The sequence below is a fragment of the Amorphus sp. MBR-141 genome, assembly GCF_053628695.1.
The window spans coordinates 1-1,429 of the sequence record NZ_JBRJGW010000086.1; the positions used below are offsets into that span (position 1 = coordinate 1).

Below are 1,429 nucleotides of genomic sequence, written 5' to 3' on the forward strand. Positions count from 1 at the left end.
CATGACGTTCTCCAAGCTGGCTTCGACAACCGCTTGGAATCACATTCTGGCCCCGGCTATCCACCTCCCGCGCCAGTTTCGAGACGGACTCTAAGGCGCCGGCAGCGGTGATTTTTGATGACGCACACGTTGGTGAAAGGGTGATCAGGGATGCCTTTACACTGACAGTGGAGCAGGAAAAGTATCCCGCTTTATTTCGTGACATCATCGAGATCGTAAAGCCTGAGTTCGATCGTCTGAATAAAGGACCTCATCTTAGCTTTATACTCGAACAAGTCGGTCAGCAAGCGGTGACGATGTGCCCGCCTGCAACTGCATTCCGTCATCGAGAGGAAATACTAGAAGCTATCAAGCGTGTCGAAGATTGGCGCAAAAAACCTGATCTGATGTTTCCGGCTGTCCGTCTATGGGAACATATTGGCACGTGCGCGATCTTCGTGTCGGCATCGGCCATCGAAATCACACCTCCTTTCATACCGACCGGTGTATATGATTTCCTTGGAAAGGATGTCCGGCGCATCTACCTCTCGGCGACGATGGAGTATGAGACTGATTTCGTCCGTGGATTCGGCCGGCGGGCAAAAAATCCAATTGTTCCGGACAACGATGCGGGCAACGGTGAGCGCCTCATATTGCTCAATAGCCGGTTCGGCGAGAAGGTCGACAAAAAGGAAGTCGCGACTGAGATCCTTAAGAGCCACAAGCTTCTTATTTCAGTCCCCTCCTATCCGAAGGCCAAGCCGTGGGCAAACCTTGGCAAACCTCCCAGCCGTGCAGACTTTACTAAAGAGCTTCAAGCCTTTCGCGCTGCCGCCTCAGGCTCTTTCGTTCTCGTTTCCCGGATAGACGGCATCGATCTCCCACAGGACACTTGTCGTGTGATGCTAATCGATGGAGCCCCTTCCGGGGCGAGTCTGATGGACCAGTATCTCATCCATCACCTGACGCTGGCGAATCTCTACTCCACAAAGATGGCAGGCCGCATCACTCAATTGTTCGGGCGTATCAACAGGGGCCGGAGCGATTACAGCGCGTTCGTCATCTGCGGCGGTGACATCAACGTTTGGCTGAAGACTGAGCGGAACGTTGCTCTACTCCCGCCGCTTGTTCGCAAGCAGGTTATTCTGAGTCAGACGGTACAGGAGGGTATGGACAAGTCCACACCCCGAGAAATCGCCGACATAATCACACAGGTTCTTGCTCGTGATTCTGGGTGGTTGAATTTCTACCGGGAGACCGTTGACGGTCTCGAGGTTTCCTCCGACGCGCTTGAGAGGGTCAAACTCCGTGAAGCGCAGCTCGCCGTATCGGCGGAAGCTGAGTGCACATTCATGACTAGTGGATTGATTCCAACGTTTGGAACCCTCGGTTTCGAGCGGCGATGATGTCGTCGGGGTTGGCGCTCCAGACGAACGGCCGAGGGTGCCGG

General features: G+C 54.4%; 1 protein-coding gene. It reads left to right on the forward strand.

Annotated elements, in window-relative coordinates:
* Positions 1-107 precede the first annotated feature (107 nt).
* Positions 108-1,385, forward strand: a complete 1,278-nt coding sequence (locus ACSSVZ_RS28105; protein WP_453974167.1) for a hypothetical protein — start codon at positions 108-110, stop codon at positions 1,383-1,385.
* The last annotated feature ends 44 nt before the right edge of the window (positions 1,386-1,429 follow it).